The organism is Candidatus Dadabacteria bacterium, from assembly GCA_026706695.1.
GTDB lineage: Bacteria > Desulfobacterota_D > UBA1144 > Nemesobacterales > Nemesobacteraceae > Nemesobacter.
Map to the genome: position 1 here is coordinate 1 of JAPOYE010000055.1, position 7,121 is coordinate 7,121.

Genomic DNA, 7,121 nt, shown 5'->3' on the forward strand with positions numbered 1-7,121 from the left:
AAATTCAACTCTAGTCTTCTTGCTTGATTTAAACTTTTAGAAGGGTACTGGTACAGTAGCAGCCAACAGGATAGATTCTGCTCCGTACTGTCCAAATGCTTCGACGAGTAATTCCCTCTTTTGCGGATCTAGTTCCGCAAGTGCCTGGCAGGGTTCAACCCTGCAGTTATCCTCTATAGTGCTAACAAGTCGACGCAGTTTGTCGATATAATCCGCTTTTTGATCAGCCGTATTTTCTACAAAGGCGTGTCCGGCATCTGTTTTTAACAATACTCCTGTTTCCTTCTTACCAATCAGTTCTTCGTTCACTACCATCTGACGTAGTTCATTCACTGTGTTTCTGGAAACCACGATATCTGCTGACCAGTTCTCCAGTATGTCCAGTCTATCTAACAGGAACAGCGATGAAATCGCACTAATATCTAAAACAACCGTATTGCATGATTCAAGTGCTTTAGCAGCCTGATCGCGTTCTTCGTTCGAACCAGAACAACACTTCACGAATACATCCTTCGAGTTAGCTAGATACAGAAGTGCGTCAAATGCATTTTTGTCAAAATTTTTGCTGCCGAAAAGATGAAGTGGGAGGGATCTCTCCTCGTAAAGTTGTTGAAGATTCAATACGCTTTCATACCGGTAGTCAACATACTCTAAGATTGTGCTTATATCGGGTTCCAGTTCGCCTGATTGGCCAGTGTTCTGCGGTATTCTGAGAAATTGCATGTCTTGTAGTAACTCTGGAAACCGTATTTGCCACTGTCCAATACAGTCCTGAAAGCGATGGACATACTTGTTCTCGATTTTCGTGATTTCGCCGATCCGATTCTGGATGCCTCTGGCAAGGACGAAAGTTTCTCCAACTTTCTTTCCCATCATGGCTCTGCATATTTCGTTATCGGGTGAGAGTTCGCGTTCGGGGAATTTTGAATCTGGATTTGGTGTGTCCTCGACAATAATTTGATGAGTGAAAGAGTCTCCCTCTTCAACGTAAGACACAACCACTCCCGTCTCGACACATTCAGGACTATCTAACTTTGGTTGTCCTTCATCGACTTCTAAAATTACTACCGTAAATGCTTTATGTGCATCGGGGTCTTCAAAATTACCGCGAAGAACCTCGTATCCATACTGGATTGCGAGCGGTTCTTGATCTATCGCCTTTAGAACCCGCACGGCCTTGAGAGCCATTTGTGGATTCACCTGATCGGGTTCCGGCAGACTTGAAGGATCCTTGTCTATCAATTCAGGTTTGCCAAGCGCGAGCCCCATCCATGAGCGCTCGAGTTTGAGTTCCTTATCATCGGGTCGACGGCTGATTTCCTCGTCAAGAATTTTTATCGCTTTATCGGTGTCGTATTGCTCGAGAAGAGAAAGTTCTTTATAAAGCAGATTTCGGTCAATCGCTCCAGCTTGTCGCAGCTTTTCGAAGATATCAAGCATGATTCCATCCCTATTTAGCTGGTCTGCACATTGTAGAAGATTCATCGTATCGGAACCAAGCGTGTTTGGAACGGCAATCCGCTGCCAAAGCGGGAGAGCGTCTCCAAAACGCTTCAGCTCAGAAAGCAGTAGCGCAAGCCGCCGAATTTCAAATACCGTAGTCGCATCATTCGTGAGCGCAAGCGCATCATCTGCGCAATCTGAAGCTTTATCATTTTGCCCTTCCAGCAAATGGAGCGTTGAAGCAAGCGTCTTGAATTTGATATCTGACACTGTTTCCGCAGGAACTTCCTTCCTAAGCTTTTGACAGGTATCAAACTGTTTTTCCTTTGCAAACGCTTCTAGTCCGAGTCCAATTGCCTTTTCCCGAGAATCCTCCCGCAGTTCTAACTTGTTTTTTGCCAACTGCGAGAACAACTCTCCTGCATCAGAATAATCGCCGGGCTCTCCTCGTTCCATGAGCATCATGCCAAAGATCATTTGACCTTGGGACGACAACGCCTCCGGCGGTACGCAACGCACCAAGTCAATCGCCTCGTCAAGTTTTCCCTCGATACGGAGCAACCAGCCACAGGCTTCAATGACTAAAGTATTTTGAGGGGCAATTCTCCTTGCCTCTTCCAAATCTTCACGAGCCTCCGCATTCTTTCCAAGAACCGTTCTGACTTTTTGTCTGGTAAGCAGGGCTTCGACCTCTCCAGAAACGGAATGATTCTCTTTGGCAAACGCAATTGCTTTGCCAAGAGCGTCTTCGGCTTCCAAGAGTTTTTCCTCGTCACAGAAAAGGTTTTCGGCTCCATACTGCTCAACGCTCCTTGAAAGCTCCATCTGAAAGATAATTTGTCCCAAGTGCAACCAAGTTTCTGACGCACGACTCCCGGCATCCACAGCAATCCTGATGAATTCCTCGGCTCTCCGAAGGTTGCCTGAGTTCAGCGCCCTGCGTGTCAAAGGGATCGCCACTTCATCTTTTTTAAGCAAGTTTTCAGGTATAGAGTCTTTTATATGCTCAAGAGTTGCCGAATCCGGTGCGCTTTGAATAAAGACACCTAGCACTCGTTCGGAGCGAGGAAACTCTTTTCTTAGCTTTTGAGACAATTCAAACGCTTTACTGCGTTGCTCAAGCAAGAGATAGCCAAGAGCTTCATTAGTTTGAGCCATTTCATCGGTAGGTTGGTGCTTTTTTGCTTCTATATACAGACCAGCAGTATCTTTTAAACTGCCAATTGATGCCTCAACAGCAGCAAGATTTGTTAATATCCTGAATTTATGTCGTGGCGTAAGTTCGTCCCAGCTTCTTACTTTGATTCGCTGAAGTAACAGCTTTGCCACTTGATAGTCGTGTTTTTCCAGAAAATCTCGCGCTTCATCAATCTCTGCATGAAAGCCATCTTTGTTGTGGTTGCCGCGACCCGGTGCAGATCTTTCAAGTAACTCGTCAACCTTTGACTCAATCCTTTTGCTTACATCAAGCGGTGCTCCGCTTTCGTACCAATCGCAAACGTCTGGATTCTCTTCAAGAAGTTCCTCAATTCGAGGCCAGTCAAACACTTCCACCGCAAACAGCCCCTTTTCTCTATGCTCTCGGTTTACTTCTATCATCAAGTCATGGATTTCTCCCCCGGCTTTAGAGGTTGTCATAATTACATAGAGACCAAGAGGAGGTTTAAATTTTTTCGCTTTTTCGATCTCCTTCCTAATCTCGGCCTGAGTAATCATTTTCCCTTCTTCGTGCAATTTGCACTGCGCGGCGCGCAGGGGTTCCTGCCCGCTTAAATCAATGATATCAACTCCGTTCTGAATCTGCCCTCTTGTTGCATAGGTATTTAGTTGTGGACATTTCCAGTGAACCCGTAGCAATCTTAAACAGAGGCTTTCAAAATCCTGTTCGTTCTTCGGTCTGTTATAACTTTTACGCATGTTTTTTCGATTGGTGCTTATGTTATCTTTCCTTTAGTTTCGGGTCTATCGCGTTTCTGAATCCTTCCCCCACCAGATTAAGAGCCGTAACCGTCACGAAAATCGCAAGCCCTGGGAAAAGAACAAGCCACCACGCGAAATCCACGTACTTCTGGGACTGCGAGATTATCTCTCCCCAGCTGGGTTCCGGGGGCGTCACCCCGAACCCGAGAAAGCTGAGACTCGATTCAACCAGTATCGCTCCCGCCACTCCGAAGGTGGCGCTCACCAGAACGGGCGCGAGAGCGTTTGGAAGCATGTGCTTTAGTATAATCCTGCGGTCGCCGCTTCCAAGCGCCCACGCCGCCTCGACATAGTTCGTCTGGCGAAGTTTCAGAAACTCCCCGCGAACGAGCCTCGCCACGCCCGTCCAGCCCGTTATACCTATCACTATCATGATGTTGTAAATGCTGGGTTCCGTAAAGGCGAGGATGGTAAGAATCAGGAAGAAAACGGGAAAAGTGATCATCACCTCTATCAGCCTTGAAATCGCAAAATCGATCCAGCCGCCGTAATAACCCGCGACCGCCCCCAGTATTATTCCTATCACCATGGCTATCCCGACGGCGACCACCCCTATTGAGAGCGATATCCTCGCCCCGTGAATCATCCTGCTGAGAACATCCCTTCCCCTGTCGTCCGTGCCAAGAAAATGGTTCCCGTCGGGAGCCGAGAGAACGGAAAAGAAATCGCTTTCCGTGGGACTGTACTTCACGGGGGGAAAAATCGCGAACGAATCCGGATCGTCAAGATACATGCCCCGAAGGTCCTCTCCGCGAAACTCGGGATAATCGATAACCACGGGGAAATAGTACTTGCCCTCCTCAACGAGCACTATTGGCCTGTTGCCGGCGAGGAAACTTTCAAAAAGCGCCGTCACCGCCAAGAGGACTATGAAGAAAAACGAGACGTACGCCAGGGAGTCCTTCTTGAACTCGATCCACACCCTGTCCCAGTACCCGATGCCTGAACCCTGCTTCATGACTTCCTCTCAAAGCCGATTCTGGGGTCAACCACGGCGTAGGTTAAATCCGATATGAGAATGCCGATCAGGGTAAGGAAAGCGGAGATGGTGGCGACGGCCATTATGACGGGGTAGTCCCTTGAAAGCACGGACTCAAATCCCAGCCTTCCTATCCCGGGGATCGAAAAGATGGTCTCTATGATAACGCTTCCCCCTATCATGGCGGGAAGAATCGAGGCGATTATCGTAACTATTGGGATAAGCGAATTCCTCAGGGCGTGCTTGAAAAGCACCCTGCTGGGCGCAAGCCCCTTGGCCCTCGCGGTCCTTATGTAGTCCTCCCTTAGCACCTCAAGGAGGCTTCCCTTCTGGTAGCGCGAAAGCGACGCGAGGGAGGCGTAGGTAAGGCAGAACACGGGGAGAACAAGGTGCCAAAGGAAATCGAGGGTTCTCTCGAGAAAGGGAAGGTCCTCATATCCCCTCGAGTGCACTCCGTATATGGGGAAGATATCAAAAGCTCCCCCGCCGCCGAAGAAATAGATAAGCACCACGGCCATCCAGAAGCTCGGAATCGAGTAGAGGAGAAAAAGAACGAAAGTCGTTGCGCGCTCCGCAAAGCTCCACTGCCTGACGGCTGACCAGGCCCCGATCGGTATGGCTAACAGGTACACGAGGAAGATCGAAAGAGCGTTCAGTATGAGAGTAATCGGAAGCCTTTCCGCTATCTTGTCTATGACAGGGCGGTGGTCCTTGTAGGAATTTCCGAAATCAAGCGTCACGATCTGGCCGAGCCAGATGAAATACCTCTGGTGAACGGGCTTGTCGAGACCGTAGAGCTTTTTGGTCTGCTCGACTATCTCCTTGGTCACCTGATCGCTTTTTATTCCCTGATCAAGCGACATCCTGCTCTCAACGGGGCTCCCCGGCGCAAGCTGTATCACCAGGAAAGTGATAAGGGTGATCCCGAACAGTGTGGGAATCATCAGCAGAAGTCTTTTCAGGATGTAGTCTTTCATTGCGTCCGTCAAACCTCAGGGGAAATTATACACATAACAGTTTTTGTTTATGTGCACATGGCCCAGCACGATTAACCGGAATCAATCAGTTCGAGTCAAACTCTCCGCCCCGAATTTCGAGATGACTTCCAATGTCTCGCGTACGTCGTTCCAGGTCGTCGAGTGGTTGATGACGCACATCCTGAGCGCAAACGTCCCGTGAAGAAGCGTCGATGATATGAACGCGCGGTCTTCCCAGAAAACACGGGCGAGCACGGTTCTGTTGATTTCTTCCAGCACGTCCTCGCCAAGGTCGGTGTTTGCGGGGTTGACGCGGAAGCATGCGATCCCCAATGTCGCAGGAGTTAACATCTCCAGGACGGGACTACACTCGACGTACTCCCCAATCCGGTGCGCCAGCGTCATCCCATGCGATACGGCTCGCCGGAACGCGGCCATTCCGAAAGCCTGAACCGACATCCAGATCTTCAGCGCCCGAATGGAGCGGCTGAGTTGCATGCCCCTGTCCGAAAAATTCGGATGGTTAGCGCCCCAGATCGTGTCCTGGAGAATATCGTGCTTGGTGGCGAACGCCCGCTCGAGCGTGCGCACATCCTTCACCATCAGGCCGCCTGTCTCATAAGGCTGAAAGAACCACTTGTGCGCGTCCAGCACAACTGAATCGGCTCGCTCGATTCCACTCAAGATCTTCTTGCCTTCCTCGGTCACGATGGCAAAGCCTCCATGCGCGGCGTCGACGTGAAGCCATATATCCTGGGCCTCGCAGTAGTCCGCCATCGCTTCCAGCGGGTCGACAGCTCCGCTGCTGGACGTTCCAGCGCTCGCGCACACCGCGATGGGACTGAGTCCGGCGGCTCGGTCCTCGGCCACTGTCTCGACAAGCGCATCCATGTCCATACGGAAATGCTCATCGGCTGGAACCATACGAATGCATTCTGGACGAACACCTATAATCCTGGCCGCTTTGACGAGCGCACTGTGGCTCTGGTCGCTCATGTACAAGCTGGCACGTTCCGGGTGGTTTGCGGCCTCCCGCGCCGCGACAAGGGCATCAAGGTTCGCCGCCGAGCCCCCGCTCGTCAGCAGTCCGCCCGCGCTCTCCGGATAGCCAATCCAGCGCCGGAACCAGTCGATCACGACAAGCTCCAGCTGGCTCGGACCGCTCGAAATCAGCCAGGAGCTCTGGTTGATGTTAAATCCGGCAATCATGAAGTCAGCCAGCACTCCGGGCCAGGTGGGCTGCGAAGGGATAAATCCAAAACAACGCGGGTGGTCCAAGCGCAGTGCGATCGGAAGGATCTCGCGTGCGGCTTCCTCGATCACTTGCGAGGCCGAACGGCTCTCCTCGGGTGGAGGCTTGAGCAGCCGATCCTCAAGTTCTCGTCGGAACTCTCCCTCCCAAGCACCTTCTTCGGGCAAGTTCTCAATGCGCGACACCACCAACTCTGCCGTTTGGCGTGCAAGTTCCAGCATCTGTTCCGGTGACATGCTGAGATCACCGCCGGCCCATTCATCACCGCCTTTTGCTTTGCTCATCGCATGTCCTCACGGGCGCAGAGATAAAGTGCGCCGGATAATAAAACAGACAATGCGGGCGCAAGCATAAAAAGCGCCTGTCCGCTTCTGCTTTCTACAGTGGAACCCATTTCTGCTGAAATTTTTATTAATGTTCTCCCTTTTTAACTCGCACCACTTGAACTTTAAAGTGCACCACTGACTTTGATAACTCTCTTTCAGGGGAG

4 protein-coding genes are annotated in these 7,121 nt (G+C 50.7%); all 4 read right to left on the bottom strand.

Annotated features, from left to right (window positions below):
• Positions 1-36: 36 nt before the first annotated feature.
• The 4 genes from OXG10_04125 to OXG10_04140 all read right to left on the bottom strand — a co-directional run bounded on the left by OXG10_04125 (position 37) and on the right by OXG10_04140 (position 6,915).
• A complete protein-coding gene (locus OXG10_04125) occupies positions 37-3,360 on the bottom strand; it encodes a hypothetical protein (GenBank protein ID MCY3826557.1) in 3,324 nt (1,107 codons plus the stop codon).
• 22 nt (positions 3,361-3,382) lie between these two features.
• Positions 3,383-4,381 (bottom strand): ABC transporter permease, encoded by a 999-nt coding sequence (locus OXG10_04130; GenBank protein ID MCY3826558.1) that lies wholly within the window; start codon positions 4,379-4,381, stop codon positions 3,383-3,385.
• On the bottom strand, positions 4,378-5,379 hold the full coding sequence (locus tag OXG10_04135) for an ABC transporter permease (GenBank protein ID MCY3826559.1): 1,002 nt from the start codon (positions 5,377-5,379) through the stop codon (positions 4,378-4,380). The genes OXG10_04130 and OXG10_04135 overlap by 4 nt, the downstream gene beginning before the upstream one ends.
• 81 nt (positions 5,380-5,460) lie before the next feature.
• The gene (locus OXG10_04140) at positions 5,461-6,915 is read right to left on the bottom strand and encodes an aminotransferase class V-fold PLP-dependent enzyme (GenBank protein ID MCY3826560.1); all 1,455 of its coding nucleotides are present in this window, start codon (positions 6,913-6,915) and stop codon (positions 5,461-5,463) included.
• Between the last annotated feature and the right edge of the window lie 206 nt (positions 6,916-7,121).

Coding starts and splice junctions, on each gene's coding strand:
- OXG10_04125 (MCY3826557.1), bottom strand. CDS start 3,360: ATGCGTAAAAGTTATAACAGACCGAAGAACGAACAGGATTTTGAAAGC.
- OXG10_04130 (MCY3826558.1), bottom strand. CDS start 4,381: ATGAAGCAGGGTTCAGGCATCGGGTACTGGGACAGGGTGTGGATCGAG.
- OXG10_04135 (MCY3826559.1), bottom strand. CDS start 5,379: ATGAAAGACTACATCCTGAAAAGACTTCTGCTGATGATTCCCACACTG.
- OXG10_04140 (MCY3826560.1), bottom strand. CDS start 6,915: ATGAGCAAAGCAAAAGGCGGTGATGAATGGGCCGGCGGTGATCTCAGC.